Below are 294 nucleotides of genomic sequence, written 5' to 3'. Positions count from 1 at the left end.
CGCTGACATTGGTGGCGCCGATCGAGGTGCGGCGCTCGCCCATCGAACCGCTGGTGGTCTGGCTGGCGCCGACCAACAGGCTCGGCAGCGAGCCGGCACCGGCCACGGTGACACCGCCGGCGGCCGCGTTGATGCGCTCCAGCGCCTGCTGCACCGACAGGTTCTCATTCAGCCCCTGCATCACCAGCGCGTCGAGCTTCCGGTCACGGTAAGCCGTCCACCACGCCGTCGTCGAAACGTCGCCGATATCCTTGGCGCCGCCCTCGCTGAACTTCGCCGGAAGCGGCATCTCCG

1 pseudogene is annotated in these 294 nt (G+C 69.4%); it reads right to left on the bottom strand.

Annotation, left to right across the window (positions count from 1 at the left end):
- Positions 1-294: pseudogene (locus tag JNB88_RS33285) on the bottom strand (efflux transporter outer membrane subunit); the annotation flags it as partial.

This window comes from Rhizobium cauense (genome assembly GCF_019511525.1).
Classification (GTDB): domain Bacteria; phylum Pseudomonadota; class Alphaproteobacteria; order Rhizobiales; family Rhizobiaceae; genus Rhizobium; species Rhizobium cauense.
Note: the sequence above shows the minus strand (reverse complement) of the source record. Positions and strands in the feature narration are given on the sequence as shown.